Source organism: Arthrobacter sp. Br18, from assembly GCF_000520555.1.
In the GTDB taxonomy this organism is placed as follows: domain Bacteria; phylum Actinomycetota; class Actinomycetes; order Actinomycetales; family Micrococcaceae; genus Arthrobacter_D.
The window spans coordinates 12850-31571 of record NZ_KI914850.1 but is presented as its reverse complement, the minus strand read 5'-3'; the positions used below and the strand labels follow the sequence as shown (position 1 = coordinate 31571).

At 66.8% G+C, this 18722-nt stretch carries 15 protein-coding genes; 4 read left to right on the top strand and 11 right to left on the bottom strand.

Annotated features, from left to right (window positions below; all coding sequences use genetic code 11):
• Positions 1–84: 84 nt before the first annotated feature.
• A complete protein-coding gene (hrcA, locus tag Y704_RS0104940) occupies positions 85–1098 on the bottom strand; it encodes a heat-inducible transcriptional repressor HrcA (protein WP_026549290.1) in 1014 nt (337 codons plus the stop codon).
• Positions 1099–1276: 178 nt separating this feature from the next.
• On the opposite strand from hrcA, the gene Y704_RS0104935 reads away from it, so the two are divergent.
• Both Y704_RS0104935 and Y704_RS0104930 read left to right on the top strand, forming a co-directional pair.
• Positions 1277–2131 (top strand): DUF3097 domain-containing protein, encoded by an 855-nt coding sequence (locus tag Y704_RS0104935; protein WP_026549289.1) that lies wholly within the window; start codon positions 1277–1279, stop codon positions 2129–2131.
• 78 nt (positions 2132–2209) lie between these two features.
• Positions 2210–2626 (top strand): DUF4870 domain-containing protein, encoded by a 417-nt coding sequence (locus Y704_RS0104930; RefSeq protein ID WP_026549288.1) that lies wholly within the window; start codon positions 2210–2212, stop codon positions 2624–2626.
• A 100-nt stretch (positions 2627–2726) separates the two neighbouring features.
• Here the strand turns inward: Y704_RS0104930 and hemW are convergent, their stop codons facing one another.
• Together hemW and lepA are read right to left on the bottom strand one after the other, a co-directional pair.
• A complete protein-coding gene (gene hemW, locus Y704_RS0104925; RefSeq protein ID WP_026549287.1) occupies positions 2727–3956 on the bottom strand; it encodes a radical SAM family heme chaperone HemW in 1230 nt (409 codons plus the stop codon).
• A gap of 27 nt (positions 3957–3983) precedes the next feature.
• Positions 3984–5837 (bottom strand): translation elongation factor 4, encoded by a 1854-nt coding sequence (gene lepA, locus Y704_RS0104920; RefSeq protein ID WP_026549286.1) that lies wholly within the window; start codon positions 5835–5837, stop codon positions 3984–3986.
• Between the two features lie 150 nt (positions 5838–5987).
• On the opposite strand from lepA, the gene Y704_RS19075 reads away from it, so the two are divergent.
• Together Y704_RS19075 and rpsT are read left to right on the top strand one after the other, a co-directional pair.
• Positions 5988–6446 (top strand): type II toxin-antitoxin system PemK/MazF family toxin, encoded by a 459-nt coding sequence (locus Y704_RS19075; RefSeq protein ID WP_035771659.1) that lies wholly within the window; start codon positions 5988–5990, stop codon positions 6444–6446.
• Between the two features lie 219 nt (positions 6447–6665).
• Entirely contained in the window at positions 6666–6926 is a 261-nt protein-coding gene (gene rpsT, locus Y704_RS0104910; protein ID WP_026549284.1) for a 30S ribosomal protein S20, read from the top strand.
• Between the two features lie 148 nt (positions 6927–7074).
• Here rpsT and holA read toward each other — a convergent pair whose 3' ends face one another.
• The 8 genes from holA to Y704_RS0104870 form a co-directional block, all read right to left on the bottom strand.
• The gene (holA, locus tag Y704_RS0104905; RefSeq protein ID WP_026549283.1) at positions 7075–8085 is read right to left on the bottom strand and encodes a DNA polymerase III subunit delta; all 1011 of its coding nucleotides are present in this window, start codon (positions 8083–8085) and stop codon (positions 7075–7077) included.
• A 71-nt stretch (positions 8086–8156) separates the two neighbouring features.
• A complete protein-coding gene (locus Y704_RS19070; RefSeq protein WP_155850213.1) occupies positions 8157–10667 on the bottom strand; it encodes a ComEC/Rec2 family competence protein in 2511 nt (836 codons plus the stop codon).
• A gap of 170 nt (positions 10668–10837) precedes the next feature.
• The gene (locus Y704_RS22635; RefSeq protein WP_081747408.1) at positions 10838–11704 is read right to left on the bottom strand and encodes a ComEA family DNA-binding protein; all 867 of its coding nucleotides are present in this window, start codon (positions 11702–11704) and stop codon (positions 10838–10840) included.
• Positions 11705–12049: 345 nt separating this feature from the next.
• On the bottom strand, positions 12050–12316 hold the full coding sequence (locus Y704_RS0104890) for a hypothetical protein (RefSeq protein WP_026549282.1): 267 nt from the start codon (positions 12314–12316) through the stop codon (positions 12050–12052).
• Positions 12317–12655: 339 nt separating this feature from the next.
• A complete protein-coding gene (locus Y704_RS19060) occupies positions 12656–13504 on the bottom strand; it encodes a DegV family protein (RefSeq protein ID WP_162149367.1) in 849 nt (282 codons plus the stop codon).
• 32 nt (positions 13505–13536) lie between these two features.
• Complete coding sequence (gene leuS / locus Y704_RS0104880; protein ID WP_026549281.1) at positions 13537–16035, bottom strand: leucine--tRNA ligase; 2499 nt, start codon at positions 16033–16035, stop codon at positions 13537–13539.
• A 316-nt stretch (positions 16036–16351) separates the two neighbouring features.
• Positions 16352–17866 carry a glycerol kinase GlpK gene (gene glpK, locus Y704_RS0104875; RefSeq protein WP_026549280.1) on the bottom strand — a complete coding sequence of 505 codons (1515 nt, stop codon included), beginning with the start codon at positions 17864–17866 and terminating at the stop codon, positions 16352–16354.
• Between the two features lie 82 nt (positions 17867–17948).
• Complete coding sequence (locus Y704_RS0104870) at positions 17949–18707, bottom strand: MIP/aquaporin family protein (RefSeq protein WP_026549279.1); 759 nt, start codon at positions 18705–18707, stop codon at positions 17949–17951.
• Positions 18708–18722 lie beyond the last annotated feature (15 nt).

Below are 18722 nucleotides of genomic sequence, written 5' to 3'. Positions count from 1 at the left end.
TCCCGCATTCACTTCCCGCCGGTACCTCGTTCAACCGGCGACCGTCCGCGATCCTTCCCGACGCCGGGGGCCGGGGAAACTTCGCTATTCCTCGAGGATCCTCGAGAGGTACCGTGCCACTGCACGGACCGCTGCCATGGTGGTCGGGTAATCCATCCGGGTCGGGCCGAGGATGCCGAGCTTCGCGCCTGCATCCGGCCCGTACCCCGTGGCGATGACCGACGCTTCCGAAAGCCCGCCGTAAGGGTTCTCACTGCCGATACGCACCGACACGCCCCGGTAGTCCTGTTCCATCTCCGACAGGAGCCGCAGCATGACCACCTGCTCCTCGAGTGCCTCGAGCACGGGGCCGATGCTGAGCGGGAAGTCCACGGTGGAACGCGCCAGGTTCGCCGTTCCCGCCAGCACGATGCGGTCCTCCCTGCCGAGCCCCGCCAGGTGCTCCAGTGACTTGAGCAGGGCTCCACCGGCATTCCGCAAGTGCTGCGGCAGGACCTGTGCCGCGTTCGCGAGCTCGAAGGGCAGGGCTGTCAGCCGCACTCCGGACACCGCCCCGAGAATGCGCTGCTTGAGATCCGCGAGTTCCGCCTCCTGGAGCGGCCCGGGGACGGGAACCACACGCTGCTGGACCGTTCCGTTGGTCGCTATCAGCACCACCAGGACCTGCTGCGGCGCAAGGAGCACGAACTCGATGTGCCTCACTGCCGCACCGCCCAGCCGGGGGAACTGCACCACGGCCACCTGGTTGGTCAGCTGGGCGAGGATCCGGACGGTGCGGTCCACGACGTCGTCGAGATCCTCCGCTCCCTCGAGAAGGGTCTGGATTGCACGCTTCTCGGGTGCGGAAAGCGGCTTCACCTCCGAAATACGATCGACGAAAAGCCGATAGCCCTTGTCCGTGGGAATCCTGCCCGAACTCGTGTGGGGGGCGGTGATCAGCCCCTCCTCCTCGAGGACGGCCATGTCATTGCGGATGGTGGCGGAGGACACTCCGAGGCCGTGGCGGTCGACAAGCGCTTTGGAACCCACCGGTTCCCGCGAATGCACATAGTCCTCGACAATGGCCCGCAGCACCTCGAGGCGCCGTGGTTCACTCATCCGTATCTCACCTCCAGGACACTTACCCGGCGCACCCGCCGGCACCGGAAACGATTAGCACTCAACACGCCCAACTGCCAAGTCTAGTACGTCGGCGCGGATTGTTAGCATTGAAAACTCCGGCCGGAACCCATTCGCGGGCGAGGAAAGCCGGACTTCCTGGAAGCGAGATACTGCAGTGGCCGACTACGCCTGGGGTGCGCAGGACATTTCAGCTCCCGCGCACGCCGCACTACCGGAGGTCGCTGCAGCAGTGGGTCTGGTGCTCGAGGATGTCCAGAGCGGGTTTGTCGGAGCAGTGGTCCGGGTCGAAAAGTCCGGCGGGCTTCACGTGATGGTCCTTGAGGACCGGCGACTGCGCCTGAAGACCTTCCGCCTGGGCCACGGCTTCCTCCTCGACGGAAGTCCCGTCCGCGTTACGGCACCGACGAGGGCAGCGCCGGGTGGACCGCAGCGCACGGCCTCCGGCTCGGTTCGGGTCGAGGCGATCCGGGCCAGGACCGCGAAGGCCAGCCGCATCTGGGTGGAAGGCAAACACGACGCCGAACTGGTGGAGAAGGTCTGGGGGGACGATCTCCGGCACGAGGGGATCGTCGTCGAGCCACTCCATGGGATTGACGACCTCGAGGGGGCAATCCGCGCCTTTTCGCCGGGACCCGGCCGCCGTCTCGGGATTCTGGTGGACCACCTGCTGCCGGGCACCAAGGAATTCCGGATCGCCGCACAGGCGATGGCACAGCCTGGTGCCCGGGGCCATGTACTCATCGTGGGGCACCCCTATGTCGATGTGTGGCAGGCAGTAAAGCCCGCTGCGCTTGGCCTCGCGGCCTGGCCTGTGGTGCCGCGCAACCAGGACTGGAAGACGGGCATCCTCGCGGGGCTCGGCTGGCCGCACTCCAACCCCGCTGCCGTTGCCGCGGGATGGCGGAGAATCCTTGCAGGCGTCACCACGTATGCCGACATCGAGCCGTCGCTTCTGGGCCGTGTGGAGGAAGTTCTCGACTTCCTGACGGCGCCACAGGCGGGAGGCTGACGGATTGCCGGCCGGACACAAGTACCCTTGTAGAAAAGGCTTCGACGGGACATCCCGCCGCGCAGCAAAGGAAATACGTTGTCCAACACCGCCGACAGGCAGCACCCCGGCCCTGACGAGGGCCAACCCGCATTCGAGGGTTCGCCGGCAAATGCCCTTCCGCTGACGGCGACCGAGGACCGGCAGTTCGCCACGCTCGCCCACTTCGGCGGCATCCTGGGTTTTGTTCCGTCGCTGCTGATCTACCTCATCTTCAAGGAACGCGGCCCGTTCACGGCGCAGGAGTCAAAAGAGGCGCTGAATTTCACCCTCCCACCCACCGTGCTCGCCCTTGCCGCCTGGCTTCTGTCCCTGCTGCCGACCGTCGGCGGAGTCTTCGCGGTCGTCAACGCCCTGATCTGGGTGATTATTGCCATCTGCTCGGTGACAGCGGGAATACAGGTGAATCGGGGCAGGCCCTACCGGTACGCCCTCAACCTGCGCCTTCTTTCCTGAGCCAGCCGCCGGACCCCGGGTGCGGACCCCAAAACCGGGCCGGAATTTGCTCCCTCGGCAGGTCAGTCAGGCCGACGGACCGGTAGGTCAGTCAGGCAGGTCAGTCGGGCAGCAGGCGGCGCACGACGGCGTCGGCAAGCAGGCGTCCGGCGCCCGTCAGGCGGACAACGCCCTTGAACGCGTCCGACGGTTCGATCAGGCGGTCGGCAATGAGCCCGGCCACCGCCCGCCTGCCGCCGGGATCCAGAACGGCGGTGGGTAGTCCTTCCTGCAAGCGGACCCGAAGCAGTACGTCCTCGACGTACCGGTCCCGGTCCGAGAGGACCTCCCGCCCCGCTGCCGGTGAATTCCCGGCGTCCAGTGCCGCCGCGTAGGCGCGTGGGTGCTTGACGTTCCACCAGCGCACGCCGCCCATATGGGAGTGTGCACCTGGCCCGATCCCCCACCAGTCGTCACCCTTCCAGTAGGCGAGGTTATGGCGGCACCGGTCATCGGCCGTCCGCGCCCAGTTGCTCACCTCGTACCAATCCAGGCCTCCAGCACCCAGCACCTCGTCGGCAACGGCGTACTTGTCGGCGTGGTCGTCGTCGTCGATGGGCGGAACCTCTCCCCGCCGGATCCGGCCGGCAAGTCTGGTGCCCTCCTCGATGATGAGCGCGTATGCCGACACATGGTCCGGCCCGTAGGTCAGCGCGGTTTCCAGGGAGGCCCGCCAGTCAGCCATGGACTCCCCGGGAGTGCCGTAGATCAGGTCGATGCTGACTTTCAAGCCCGCACGTCGAGCCCACTCCACCGCTTGCGGGACCCGCTCGGGTGAGTGGGTCCTGTCGAGGACCTTCAGGACGTGCGGCAGCGCTGACTGCATGCCGAAGGAGACCCGGGTGAAGCCCGAGGCCGCGAGTACCCGAAGCGATTCCTCCGTCACCGAATCAGGGTTCGCCTCCGTGGTGACCTCCGCGCCGGGTACCAGGCCCCAGAGTTCGACCGCCGATTCGAGCACCGCCGCAAGGTCGCGGGCCGGGAGGAGCGTCGGCGTACCCCCGCCGAAGAAGACCGTCGACATCGGCCTGCCGGCCACACCGGATGCCGCAAGGGCTTTCCCGGCGAGCTTCAGTTCCTGCCGGGCGGTTCCCGCGTACTCATCCTGGGAGGCACCGCTGCCCAGCTCTGTAGCCGTGTAGGTGTTGAAATCGCAGTAACCGCACCGCACGGCACAGAAGGGGATGTGGACGTACAGTCCGAAATTGCGGGTATCCGTGCCCTGTGCGGCCTGCGCCGGCAGCACGCCGTCGGCCGGTGCGGGAAGTCCGAGGGGAAGTGCGCTAGGCATGGACGGCCACCCAGCTCAGGAGGAACTTCACTTCCGAGCTTTGTCCTTCGACTCGTCGGAGGACAAAGCTGCGATGAAGGCTTCCTGCGGCACCTCGACGCGGCCCACCATCTTCATGCGCTTCTTACCCTCTTTCTGCTTCTCCAGCAGCTTGCGCTTCCGCGTGATGTCACCGCCGTAGCACTTGGCCAGAACATCCTTGCGGATAGCGCGAATGCTCTCCCTGGCAATGATGCGTGCACCGATGGCGGCCTGGATGGGCACCTCGAATTGCTGTCGCGGAATCAGCTCCCGAAGTTTCCCGGTCATCATCACCCCGTAGGCGTAGGCCTTGTCGCGGTGGGTGATGGCGCTGAACGCATCGACCTGCTCGCCCTGAAGCAGGATGTCCACCTTCACGAGGTCGGCCACCTGCTCACCGTCCGCTTTCCAGTCGAGTGACCCATAGCCGCGCGTCTTGGATTTCAGCAGATCGAAGAAGTCGAAAACGATCTCGGCCAGGGGCAGCCGGTAACGGATCTCGACCCTCTCCTCGGACAGGTAATCCATGCCCCCCAGCACGCCGCGCCGCTGCTGGCAGAGCTCCATGATGGCGCCCACGAACTCCGAGGGCGCGAGGATCGTCGCTGACACCATCGGCTCGCGGACCTCGGCGATCTTGCCGGTGGGATACTCGCTGGGGTTGGTCACCTTGAGGACGGTTTTGTCCTCCAGCGTGACCTCGTACTCCACGTTCGGGGCCGTTGAGATGAGATCGAGGTTGTACTCGCGCTCAAGCCGCTCCCGCGTGATCTCGAGGTGCAGCAACCCGAGGAAGCCTACGCGGAAACCGAAGCCCAGTGCCGCTGACGTCTCCGGCTCATAGAGCAGGGCGGCGTCGTTCAGGGTGAACTTGGCGAGTGCATCGCGGAGCACCGGGTAATCGGTGCCGTCCAGCGGGTAGAGCCCGGAGAACACCATCGGCTTGGGATCCTGGTAGCCGCCCAGGGACTGGGCGGCGGGCTTCGCGAGATTGGTGACCGTATCGCCGACCTTCGACTGGCGGACGTCCTTCACGCCGGTGATCAGGTATCCCACCTCACCGACGCCGAGGCCCTTCGACGGTTTCGGTTCGGGTGAACTCACGCCGATCTCGAGCAACTCGTGACTGGCGCGCGTGGACATCATCTGGATCCGCTCGCGCGGGCTCAGCTTGCCGTCCACCACCCGGACATAGGTGACCACTCCGCGGTAGGTGTCATACACGGAGTCGAAGATCATGGCACGGGCCGGCGCATTGGGGTCCCCTGTCGGGGAGGGCAGGTCACGCACGATCTTGTCCATCAGTGCCTCGACGCCGACGCCGGTCTTACCGGAGACCATCAGGACGTCCTCGGGTTCGCCACCGATGAGGCTCGCGAGCTCGGCCGCATACTTCTCGGGCTGCGCCGCCGGCAGGTCGATCTTGTTGAGGACAGGGATGATCGCGAGGTTGTTCTCCATCGCCAGGTACAGGTTCGCGAGCGTCTGGGCTTCGATGCCCTGGGCCGCGTCCACCAGAAGTACTGCGCCCTCACAGGCGGCGAGCGACCGCGACACCTCGTAGGTGAAGTCGACGTGTCCGGGGGTATCGATCATGTTCAGGGCGTAGGCAGTGCCATCGACCTCCCACGGGAGGCGGACGGCCTGCGACTTGATGGTGATGCCGCGCTCACGTTCGATGTCCATGCGGTCCAGGTACTGGGCCTTCATGTCGCGCTGCTCCACGGCCCCGGTCAGTTGCAGCATCCGGTCCGCGAGGGTCGACTTCCCATGATCGATATGGGCGATGATGCAGAAATTCCTGATGATCGCCGGATCAGTGGAGGCTGGCACCGGTGCGGTGCGGGCCATGGGTGACACGTGGGTTCCTCACTACGACGGGACGGGTTGGCGCCGGGACGACGACTTCTCGCTCCGGCCGCTCGGTTAACAGTGTCCCACGAACGGAGAATACCCCTTGAATCCGACGTCGCTCCCCCGACGCCCGGCGATGCCCCGTACCGGGGGGCAATGCGCATCAACGCCTCCGCACTCCTCCGCCTCGCGAGTTCCGCCGGAAAACTGATCCGGCGGGCAGCGTCGCCTTCCCGGGCAACACCGGGTCCCCGGATCTCGTATTCTCCAACCCTCGACGGCAAGCCCGATCCTGGCGAGATCGTGTGGACCTGGGTGCCCTACGAGGAGGATGCATCGCAGGGCAAGGACCGCCCGGTGCTCCTGATCGGCCGCAGGGCCGGCAGCCTTCTCGGTCTCATGCTGACCACGCGCGACCGCAACAACGCCTCCGCCTCGGACGGCCGCTATATCGACATCGGAGCGGGTCCGTGGGACCCGAAGGGCCGCCCCAGCGAGGTCGGACTCGACCGCATCATCAGCGTGGATCCCGCAGCCGTCCGTCGCGTCGGTGCCCTGCTTCCGCGGGCCCGCTTCGACCGGGTGGCGGCGGCCCTGCAGGCCCGCCACCGGTGAGTCCCGCGCACCTACCCCGCGCGGAGGCGGGGACATCCCGGCCCTGCCGGTGACGGGTGCCCGCATCCGGGCCCGAATTCTGCTAATCTGTATAGCTGTGTGTCCGAGCAGGTCGACGGGCACTTTGGACCAATCGCCACGGTATCCCCACGCCGCTCAGTCAATGGTTGGCCGAAATTCCCTCACGACCAGTCCGCAATACAAAGAAAGTTTTCATACGTGGCAAATATCAAGTCCCAGAAAAAGCGCATTCTCACCAACGAAAAGGCGAGGCAGCGTAACAACTCGGTCAAATCCGAACTCAAGACCGCGATCCGCGCAGTGACCACTGCAGTTGATTCGTCCGACAAGGACGCCGCAACCGCAGCCCTGCAGAACGCCGGCCGCAAGCTGGACAAGGCAGTCAGCAAGGGTGTCCTCCACCGGAACAACGCTGCGAACCGCAAGTCAGCAATCTCCAAGAAGGTCAACGCTCTCTAGGCGACCTTCCGCTCGTTGTGCTTCCGTGGCCGGCCCGATGGGCCGGCCACGGTCGTCTAACATCTGCGGTGGTGGCTGCCACGGCGCCCGATCTCCCAGCGAACCGGGCTGCCGGTCGGTCGACCAACGCTCCGCCGACGGCGCGGGACTATCCTCCGCCGACAGCGATCACGGTCACGGCCCGTTCCACGGCATACACGGGGTCACGTGAACCTCCCTTGACCTGGGCGTCGGCTTCGGCAAGGACCTGCACGCACCGGGCCAGCGCCTCGGACGAGAACCGCTGGGCTTCGCGGCGTGCCTGGTCGACCTGCCAGGGTGCCATACCGAACTCGCGCGCAAGCTGCGCCGAGGAACCACGGGCACCGTGCACCCGGGCTACTGCCCTCACCTTCATGGCGAGTGCCGCGACCAGCGGAACGGGGTCGGCGCCGGTAGCCAACGCATGCCGAAGCATGGCCAGTGCCTGCGCGGTCCTGCCCGCGAGCGCCGCATCAGCAACCTTGAATCCGGTCACCTCGACCCGCCCACCGTGGTATTTCTCCACCGTTTCGACCGTGACGTCCCCCTCAGCATCGGAGATCAGCTGTTGGCATGCTGCGGCGAGCTCCGCCAGCTGCGTCCCGACGGCGGCCACCAGGGCACGGACGGCATCGCCGTCGATCCTGCGCCGCGCAAGCCGGAACTCCTCGGTGACGAAGTCGATCTTGTCGGAGTCCTTTTTGAGCGGCTGGCAATCCACCTCCACGGCGTTGCCCGCCCGGAGGGCGTCCAGGAGTTTCTTGCCCCGGTTTCCTCCGCTGTGCCGCAGGACCAGCACGACATCCGGAGCGGGGTCGGACAGGTAGGCCAACGCGTCGTCGAGGAAGCTGTCGTTCATCTGCGCCAGGCCACCGACTTCGATGACTTTCCAGTCCCCGAAGAGCGAGGGACTGGCGTGGTTGGTCAGGCTCCCTGCCTCGTATGCGGAGGCATCGAGGGTCGTCAGCTCGGCCGACGGCTGGGCTCGTCGCACCTGGTGCCGGATGGACTCCGAAGCCTTTGAGGCGAGGTAGTTCTCGGGCCCGGCCAGGAGGACGATCGGCGCCGGCTGGACATTACGCCATGATGGCGGTGCACCGGTTGCCGTGTTGCGGTTGGTGTTCCCTCTTGTGCCCACGAGTCCTTCGTTCCGGCTGATTGATGCGACACTTCACTGTGCCATGCCGTGGATCGTCCGCAAAGTGTCGTTCAACGCATGCCGCGGATGTCGAGGGACGAACCGTTCATCGCCAGCGTGAACGAGCCAAGCTGGTCCGTCCGCGCGATGACGGTGCCCTGCGTGTCCAGTGTCGAGATCGTCGCAGGATGGGGGTGGCCGTAATCGTTGCCCTTTCCGACGGAGATCAGCGCTACTTTCGGGCGAAGCGCCTCAATCATGGCCGAGCCTCCGTTGCGTGCGCCGTGGTGCGCCACCTTCAGGACGTCGATGCCCTGCTCGGTGAGTTCGGGGTTGCGTGCAAGCATCGCCGCAGACGCGGTCTCCTCGATGTCCCCCGTCAACAGGATGCTGAGCGTATGCCCCGGTGATCCCACGTCGGCCCGCAGCACGGCACTGGCGTCGTTCTCGTCGACCGGCACTGCATCCCGAGGCGGCCAGAGCACTGAGAATTCAGTCCCACCGGCACGGAAGGCGTGCCCGGCGGCGATCCGGACGGGTTCCGTTCCGGCAGCTTCAGCGGCATCGAGGACAGCACGTGGCAGTTCGGATTCTGCTGACGAATAGAAGATGGCATCAATTCTGCGGCCATCTGCCACGCCCGCGATCCCGGCATAATGATCGTTGTGGAGATGCGTCAGTACCAGGACCTCCACGACGTCGACCGACAGCGCGGACAGGCACGAGTCCACGGCGCCGGGGTCAGGACCCGCGTCGATGACCACCGCACGCCCCTTCCCCGTCTGCAGGACGAACGAATCGCCCTGCCCCACATCACAGGCGGCGAGAACCCATCCCCCGGTTCTGTCATCCCCTTCCGGCAGCAGGATCATGACCAGCACCAGGCCGATTCCGCAACCACCACCGAGCAGGATTACCCAGGGCGGTGGCCGGATGGACGGCATGGCCCGTCGTCCGGCGCGGACGAGTGCAGGACCGAAGACGAACGCGAGAACGACGGCGAGGCACAGCACGCCCGTCAGGACTGCACCTGCGGGTCCGCCGAGCCACGGCACGGAAGCGTGAGGGGCGTTCTGGAGGAGCCGGGCCACTGCAGCGACCCAGGTGGTCCCTACCTGACCGACGATCAGGAAGGGAACTGCCGCGGGCGGAAGGAGGACCAGGGCGCCGATGGCCAGCATTCCCGCGACCGTGATGACAGGTACCAGCGGAGCGGCGGCGACATTCGCGGGAACCGAGTAGAGCGGCAGGGTGGGTTGCAGCAGGACCAGCACGGGTGTGCAGAAGAGCTGCGCGGTGATCGGCACCGCCAGCAGCTGTGCCGCGAAGGAGGGCAGAATACTGCTCAGTCGTGCGGCCAGATAAGGGCCGGCCACCACGAGCCCAGCCGTGGCGGACACCGACAGGATGAAGGCGTAGGACGAGTGGAGCCACGGATCAGCGGCAAGCAGCGTGATGATGGAAAGGAAGAGCAGCGAAAGGGACAACCGCCCCCGCCCGGAGAGCACGGCAAGCACACCGATCGACCCCATGACCGCCGCGCGGAGCACACTTGGTTCAGGCCGGACGAGGAGCACGAAACCCGCCAGGGCGGCGAGTGCCGCCGCAGCTGCCCAGGGCCGCGGCAATCGGGCGCTCCGTGCCACCAGGAAGACGAATGCCAGCACGTAGGAGCAGTTGGCGCCGCTGACGGCTGTCAGATGGGTGAGGCCTGTGGTTTTCATCGCCTCAGCAAGGGATTCATCGAGGCCAGTGCGGTCACCGATGGCCATCCCCGGCAGGAGACCGCCGTCGTCGGCGCCTCGTGCTCCCGCTGCGGCGGTGAACCTGTTCCGCAGTCCGGCGGTATACGCCATCCAGCCGCGCACCGGCGTCAGCTCAGGCGGGGTCGCCGGGATGAACAGGGCCACGGACTTGCCGGGTCCCGACGGTGGAGCCAGCGTTCCGATGACCCGCACGGTGTCCCCCGGCCCTGTCTCCAGCCACTCCCGGTTGCCGAGCACCGTCACGGGAGCGGCTGCAACGAAGGCCTCTCCCCGGTACTGCCCCCCGCGGACTGTCGCCTCGACAACCACCCGGTCCTGTCCGCTGAACCTGTCCGGCGCCGCGATGGTGGGCTCGCCGCCGATTCTCAGGACCGCGGTGATGCTCTCACCCCGTGCAGCAGCTTCGGCCACCGGTCCCGCTGCGAAGCGGATCAGGCTGCCCGCGGCCGCCAGGCAGATGAGGCACGCCGCGGCAGCAGGTACCGCCGACCCCCTGAGCACCGGAACGACGATCCGGTGAACCCGTCGATGGTGGTCCTGCCGGGCATCCCTGCGGGGTACGGGCACGCAGGCGACGGCCAGTGCCGCACCCGCGAGGAGCAGCGCGGCCAGCAGCACCGTCCCGGGCTGGGAATTCGTCGAGACCGCGGCCGCCACCCACGCCGAAACCGCCGCAAGCCCCAGGCGGAGGTCACGCGGACCGACCGGTTCCTGCCGCACTACCCGCCCCGGGACCCGTGCGACGTCACGCCGCAGTACAGCGTCTCGGGCCGCGCGGATACCGGCGTTGCCCCGGCGCAGACCGCCTTGAGACACGTCCGGCGTCGTACCCGTGCTGCCGCACCCCGTGCCGGACCCCGGTCCGGTGGCCCGCTGGAGTGCCTGCACGTCCGGTGTGGCGCCAGGACCGGCAGGTCCCGGGCCGGAACTGCCGGCGTTTCTAAAATGCCGGCGTCGGGCGGCGCTGTCCTGGGACCGCCGGGGTGTCATGTCGCGGTGACAAGGGGCAGGATCGCCTCGAGCAGTGCGGGGCCGATACCGGGTACGGCATCCAGGTCACCGGGCTGCGCGAAGCGGCCGTTCGCCGTACGCCATTCGAGAATCCGCTGGGCCAGGACCGGCCCCACCCGGGGCAGGGTGTCGAGTTGTGCAAGCGTCGCGGTGTTGAGATCGATGACCTGTGCCTGCGGCGTGCCCCCCGGGGGTGCAGGGACAGGTTCCCCGGGGACGGCCGGCCGCGGAAGCTCGCCCTGTACTGGCACATGGAGCTGAGCTCCGTCCTGCGCCACCGCGGCGAGGTTCACTCCGGCGAGATCGGCGTCCCCGAGTGCGCCTCCCGCCTTCTCGAGGACGGTGAAGATCCTCGACCCGCGGGACACCTCGACGACGCCGGGCCGGGCGACTGCTCCCGTGATATGCACATAGAGCTTTTCCGCGTCCGCCTCCGGTGGAATGCCCTCCGGCTCCGCCTCCGGTGGAATGCCCTCCGGCTCCGCCTGCAGAGTCCCTCCCGGGGATTCAGCCCCCTGCGCGGTGCCTTGGCCACCGTCCGGGATACCGGTACCGGGCGAACGGGCAGCTCCCGTCTCGCCGGGAAGATCCTGCCGGAGTTCGACCGTGGTGGCAGCGGAGACAGGTTCGCTGCTGCGCATGATGAACAGCGCGGCACCCATGGCCAGGGCGACACCGAGGAAGATCAGGGCAGCTGCCCTGGCCGCCGCCCAGCGCCGTCTTGGGTGGATTGGCGCCAACTCTACGTCGTCATCCCGGCTGTCCTGAGCCTCGTACTCGAGAGTCGGGATGGGCTGGAGCCGTCCTCGGGGATCGGCGGTGGGCCACCGGTGTCTTGGCATGCTCCACGGTAGGGAGGACTGCTGTCCGCAGGAGGCTGCGGTGGCGTCTATGTGGACAAAGGGCAGGCACTGGCGGGCCCACCGGAACAACGACCTGGCTGAAGGACGCTGTCGGCGATTACTTCCCGAAACAAAAATGCAGGCTGACGAGAGCCCGCAATTCCGCGAGACATGATGAACGGTCGTTTGCGGTCGCTGGAGCTGAATGAAAACAGCGACGATATGCAGCCCAAGGCCCCTGCCCCACTCCTCCGGACACTGTCTCTCCACGAGACGGAGCGATGGTCACTGCTGCTGGGACGCCAGCAAGGGCTTCCCACTTCGGCAGCGTGACGGGAAAAATATCTAGGTCCTGAGCAGATCCTTACCCATCGATTCGACTGCGGCAGCGATGCCGAGCAGCACAGCCGAGCCCAGGGTGGTGCCGAGAGCGACCAGTACGGCCCCCACCATCCACAGGCCGGTCACATCCGTGCCGGCGGCCGCGTCGTACTGGTACTCGGTATCCCAGCCGAACCAGCCGAACCAGAGTCCTGCGGAGAGGAGTGCGGTCACGGCGACGGCTACCCACTGCTGTGCGGGCGATCGATGGCGGTTCCGCGTCAGGTGCATGCCTGTAGGACCTCACCGCGCGCTCGTCGGTGCCCGCGACGTCGTCCGTGGTCGGGACAGGACATCGCACTCGCGATGGCGGCCCGCTGGTAGGGGCCGCACGCATGAACCGGTCGGGAATTCCTTCGCGGGACGCCCGATGACTCCGGCAACGGCCAGGCGTGAGGATGGCTGGAGACGTGATTCACAGTGTTCTGAGGATGACCGGCCGTCGACGCTGAATTGAGAACGGAGGGTCCGAGCCTCCTGCGGTGGGGCAGGCAAAGAATTCGAGTCGCGTCCTCTTCCGGTCCACCACCAGCAACCCTGCCTCCCGGACGGGGACCACTCTGGGCCTGATCATCCGGCGATTGCCCCACTGATCGCCACTCCGACAACTCCGAGGCCGACGTGCGCCGCGAGCACGGCGGGGCACCGCGCCACTGCTATGCGTGCCCTGGGCGCCGCAGCACCCAGGCGTGCGGCGACGCCGGCGGCCTGGTCCTCATTGCCGTAGTGGTGGATCGTGAGTTCGGCTGCCGGTCCTCGGTTGTCGAGGTCCGCGCGCACCAGTTCCTCGAGACGCTCGACGGCCCGTCTCGGCGTCCTCACCTTCTCCAGCGGCACCAGGCGCCCCTCCTGTACTTTGAGCAGGACCTTGACCGACAGAACCGAGCCCAGCCAGCCGGCCGCGGCACTGACCCTGCCCCCACGACGCAGCTGGTCAAGGCTCGGAACATAGAGGTAGAGGGCCGAGCCCCTGGCAGCTATCGCCGCCGCCGCCGCACTGCGCTCAAGGCTGAAGCCCGCCCGGAGGGAGGCCGCAGCCGCCATCGCAGCGTAACCCTGCGCCATGCCTGCGGTGCCGGTGTCGATGACCTCGACGGGAAGATTCACCGACGCCGCCGCAAGACGCGCCGCGTCGGCTGTTCCCGACAGCAGGCCCGACAGGTGCACCGAGACGATGCCGTCGAACCCTGCGGATTCCAGAACCCGGTACACCTGCTCGAACTGCCCCGGCGACGGCCGCGACGTCCGGATTTCTGTTCCCTGGGCGAGCGCCACGCTGAGCCGCTTGAACAGTGCGGCGTCGTCGTGGGTGTGGGTCTCCCCGCCGATCAGGACCGGAATCGGAACGATGAGGATTCCGCGCGCCGGGCAGTCGGCATCGAGCCAACCGGGAGGAAAGCCCGCGGCTGAATCCGTCACCACGGCAATGCGGGAGGACGGCGGGTGCACGGTCAGACCGGGACGATGTTGACCAGCTTCGGAGCACGGACGACCACCGTGCGGATCTCCCGGCCGTCGAGGACGCGGTTGACCTGCTCGCTTCCAAGGGCCAGCGTCCGCAGCTCATCCTCGGAGATGTCCGGGGACACCACCAGCCGGTGCCGCACCTTGCCCTGCACCTGGACGATCGCCACCACGGTGTTCTGTGTCAGCAGCGCCGGATCGACGGCGGGCCAGCCGGCCGTCGCCACCGAAGCCTCGCGCCCCAGCCTGCTCCAGAGGTCCTCCGCCGTGTAGGGCGCGAAGAGACTGAGCAGGACCGCGACCGCTTCCGCAGCCTCGCGCACCGACGGATCAGCGCCACCGGGACCTGAGTCGATGGCCTTGCGGGTGGCATTGACCAGTTCCATCAGCTTCGCGACCACCACGTTGAACTTGTTGGCATTCATCAGGTCCGCGGCATCGGCCACCGTCCGGTGAGTGAGCGAACGAAGCTCGCGGTCCCCGCCCGACGGTCCGGTGCCCGGCGCACTCGTGACGTCGGCCCCGAGGCGCCAGGCCCGGGCCAGGAACTTCGCGGAGCCCGACGGCGAGACATCCGCCCAGTCGACGTCGTCCTCGGGAGGCGACGCGAAGACCATGGTGAGCCGCACGGCGTCGACTCCGTATCGGTCCAGCTGCTCGCTGAGGTCCACGCCGTTACCCAGGGATTTGCTCATCGCCTTCCCGCCGTTGAGCACCTGGCCCTGGTTCAGGAGCGCGGCGAAGGGCTCGGTAAAGTTCACCATTCCCAGGTCGAACAGCACCTTGGTGAAGAACCTGCTGTACAGCAGGTGCAGGATCGCATGCTCCACGCCGCCCACGTACTGGCCGACGGGCAGCCACTTGTTCACGGCGTCGGTATCGAAAGGCGCTGTCTCGAGGTCGGGCGACAGGAAGCGCAGGTAGTACCAGGACGAGTCGACGAAGGTGTCCATCGTGTCGGTGTCGCGCCTGGCCGCACCGCCGCATAAGGGGCACGGGACGTTGACCCACTCCTCCACCGCGGCCAGCGGCGATGTTCCCTGGGGGGCAAGTGCCTCGCCGCGCAGGTTTTCGGGCAGTCGGACCGGCAGCTGGTCATCGGGAACCGGAACCTCGCCGCAGGACGGGCAGTGGATGATGGGAATGGGCGTGCCCCAGAACCGCTGCCGCGACAGGAGCCAGTCCCGCAGGCGGTAGTTGATGGTGCGCTCGCCGGTGCCCTGCGCGGCTACCAGCTCGATCGCCCTGGCGATCGCCGCGTCCTTGTCCAGCCCGCTCAGCTCTCCGGAGTTCACGAGGGTTCCCTCGCCGGTGGTGGCGACGCCGCTCACGGCAGCCTCCTCGGCACCGGTATCGACGACGGTGCGGACCGGGAGGTCGAACCGTCGGGCGAAATCGAGGTCGCGCTGGTCATGCGCCGGGACCGCCATGATGGCGCCTGTGCCGTAGTCGGCCAGGACGTAGTCGGCTGCCCACACCGGCAGTCTCTCGCCGTTCAGCGGATTCACGGCATAGCGGCCGGTGAACACGCCGGTCTTCTCGCGCTCGCTTGCCTGGCGCTCGATTTCGGACAGCGACGCGACCTCCTCGCGGTAGGCCTCCAGTTCGCTCCGCTTCTCCGGGGTGACGAGCTCCAGGGCCAGCGGCGCATCGGCAGCCACCACGAAGAACGTCGCGCCGTACAGCGTGTCCGGCCGCGTGGTGAACACCTCCACACTGTGCCCGGCCTGACCTTCAGCGGGTTCGATGGCGAAGCTCACGTGGGCACCCTCGGAGCGTCCGATCCAGTTCCGCTGCATGGCCAGGACGCGCTCGGGCCAGTGGCCCCTGAGCTGCTCCATGTCATCCAGCAGGCGGTCCGCGTAGTCGGTGATCTTGAAGTACCACTGGTTCAGGCTCTTCTTGGTCACGGGGGTTCCGCAGCGATCGCACGCCCCGTTGACGACCTGCTCGTTCGCCAGGACGGTCTGGTCCTTCGGACACCAGTTCACTGGCGAATCGCGGCGGTACGCAAGACCCTTCTGGAAGAACCGGACGAAAAGCCACTGCGTCCACCGGTAGTACTCCGGGTCCGAGGTGTGGATCCGCCGGGACCAGTCGACGCTGATGGCGTAGCGCCGGAAGGAGTTGGCCTGCGTCTCGATGTTCGCGTAGGTCCACTCGGCGGGGTGGGTGTTCCGCTTGATGGCAGCATTTTCGGCCGGCAGGCCGAAGGAGTCCCATCCGATGGGGTGCAGGACGTCGAAGCCCTGCTGGCGGTAGTAGCGTGCAGCGACATCCCCCATGGCGAATGCCTCGGCATGGCCCATGTGGAGGTCGCCGGAAGGGTAGGGGAACATGTCGAGCACATAGCGGCGCTCGCGAACGCCGTCGTCCGCGGGGCGGAAGGACTGGAGATCCTCCCAGACAGCAGGCCATCGAGCTTCGATGGCAGCGGCGTCGTAGGTGTTGTCGTTCAACTGCGCGGCCTCGGGGTGCGTGCTCACTGGATGTCGCCCTGTCCTGTTTCTGGAACATTGATGCTGCCTGGTGCTGCTGACCGCGTGCGGCGGGAGTCCGGCCGGGCAGAATGCAGTCGGCCGGACACACAAAAGCCCCTCACACAGGGAGGGGCCGCCGCTCGGTGGGAACCGGGCGGCTAGGCAAGAAGGACCGCGTGCAGCAGGGAATCAAGCATGGGAACACTTTAGCAGTGTCTTGCGCCCACAAGGCCGGTCCACCGGGCCGCAGACGCCTGCCCGGCCCGCTCCCGAGAGGGAATGGACCGGGCAGCGAGGGTGGTACGCCCCAGCGGAGCCGTGGTTACTGGACGTCCTCGTCGACCCAGTCGAAGGTCTTGGTGACGGCCTTCTTCCAGAGGCGCAGCTGGCGGTCGCGCTCGGCCTCGTCCATGGACGGGTTCCAGCGCTTGTCCTCGGCCCAGTTGGTGGCGAGTTCGTCGGTGTCCTTCCAGAACCCGACGGCGAGGCCCGCGGCATAGGCAGCGCCGAGCGCTGTGGTCTCCGTGACCTTCGGCCGGATGACCGGGATGCCGAGGATATCCGCCTGGAACTGCATCAGGGCGTCATTGGCGACCATGCCACCGTCGACCCTGAGGTCCTCCATGTTGACACCGGAATCGGCGTTGGCCGCGTCCAGAACTTCGCGGGTCTGGAAAGCTGTCGCTTCCAGCGCTGCTCGGGCGATGTGTCCCTTGTTCACGAAGCGGGTCAGGCCGACGATCGCGCCGCGGGCGTCCGAACGCCAGTACGGTGCGAAGAGGCCGGAGAACGCCGGGACGATGTAGACGCCGCCGTTGTCATCGACCGTTGTTGCGAGCTGCTCCACCTCGGGCGCGCTCTTGATGATGCCGAGGTTGTCCCGAAGCCACTGCACGAGTGAACCGGTGACGGCGATCGAACCCTCCAGCGCGTAGACCGGCTTCGCGTCGCCGAGCCTGTAGCAGACCGTCGTGAGCAGGCCGTTCTTCGAATGGACGATCTCCTCCCCGGTGTTCACGATCATGAAGTTACCCGTGCCGTAGGTGTTCTTGGCACCGCCCTTATCGAACGCCGCCTGGCCGAACGTCGCTGCCTGCTGGTCGCCGAGGATGCCGGCCACCGGCACTTCGCGCAGCAACTGCGAGCCGTGCACGGTGCCGTAGACCTCGGAGGAGGACTTGATCTCGGGCATCATCGACAGGGGAACACCGAAATCGGCCAGGATGCCCTCGTCCCAGGACAGGGTCTCGAGATCCATGAACAGCGTGCGGGAGGCGTTGGTGACGTCGGTGATGTGGACGCCGCCGTCGGTGCCTCCCGTGAGGTTCCAGGTGACCCAGGAGTCGGTGTTGCCGAAGAGCAGGTCGCCGGCTTCGGCCTTCTGGCGGGCGCCCTCGACGTTGTCGAGGATCCATTTGATCTTCGTTCCCGAGAAGTAGGTGGCCAGCGGAAGACCGACCTTGGCCTTGTAGCGCTCGACACCGCCGTCCTTCGCGAGCTCGTCGACGATGTTCTGGGTGCGGGTGTCCTGCCAGACGATGGCGTTGTAGACGGCCTTGCCGGTGGTCCTGTCCCACACCACCGCGGTCTCGCGCTGGTTGGTGATGCCGACGGCGGCGATGTCGTGGCGCGTCAGGTTCGCCTTGGACAGCGCGCTGCCGATGACCTCACGCGTGTTGTTCCAGATCTCGGCCGGGTCGTGCTCGACCCAGCCGGCCCTCGGGAAGATCTGTTCGTGTTCCTTCTGGCCGGAGGAGACGATATCCCCGTGGTGGTCGAAGATGATTGCGCGGCTCGACGTGGTTCCCTGGTCGATGGCAATGACGTACTGCGACATGTCTTACTCCTTTGTTGAGAAAATGTCGTGGGTCCAGCCGGCGCCGCTTCGCGCCGTCCTGCGGTGTGGGGTGGAATCGGTCCTAGCCGGGGATGGGGAGAACGGGGAGGGGGAAATCGACGAGCTGGATCGCGAGCCCGGCGAGTGCTCCGCCGATGATCGGTCCTACGATCGGCACCCAGGCGTAGCCCCAGTCGCTGCCGCCCTTGCCCTTGATCGGCAGGAAGGCGTGGGCGATACGCGGGCCGAGGTCACGGTTCGGGTTGATCGCGTATCCGGTCGGGCCGCCGAGGGAGGCGCCGATTCCGACGACGAGCAGTGCGACCGCGAGTGGACCGAGTCCCGAGGGAGTGTTGCCGAAGGACAGGATGACGAAGACCAGCACGAACGTGCCGATAACCTCGGTGATCACGTTCCAGGGGGCGGAACGGATCGCCGGACCTGTGGCGAAGACGCCCAGCTTGTTCGCGGGATCCGGCTCCTCATCGAAGTGCTGCTTGTAGGCGAGCCAGCAGGCGACGGCGCCGAGGATGGAGCCAATCATCTGCGCTGCAAGGTAGCCCATGGCGTTGATGAAGTTCTTGTCCACGCCGCCCGCGAATTCGGCGGAATCTGCGTTGACCCAGAGCCCTACCGTGACCGCGAAGTTCAGGTGGGCGCCCGACAGGGCTGCCACGTAGACACCGGCGAAGACCGCAAGGCCCCAGCCGAAGTTGACCATCAGGAAGCCGCCGTTGTTGCCTTTGGTCCGGGCCAGGGCAACGTTGGCGACGACGCCGGTGCCGAGCAACAGCAGCAGGAATGTGCCGAACGTTTCGGCGATAAATACTTCAAGAGACATCTTTGACTCCTCTAT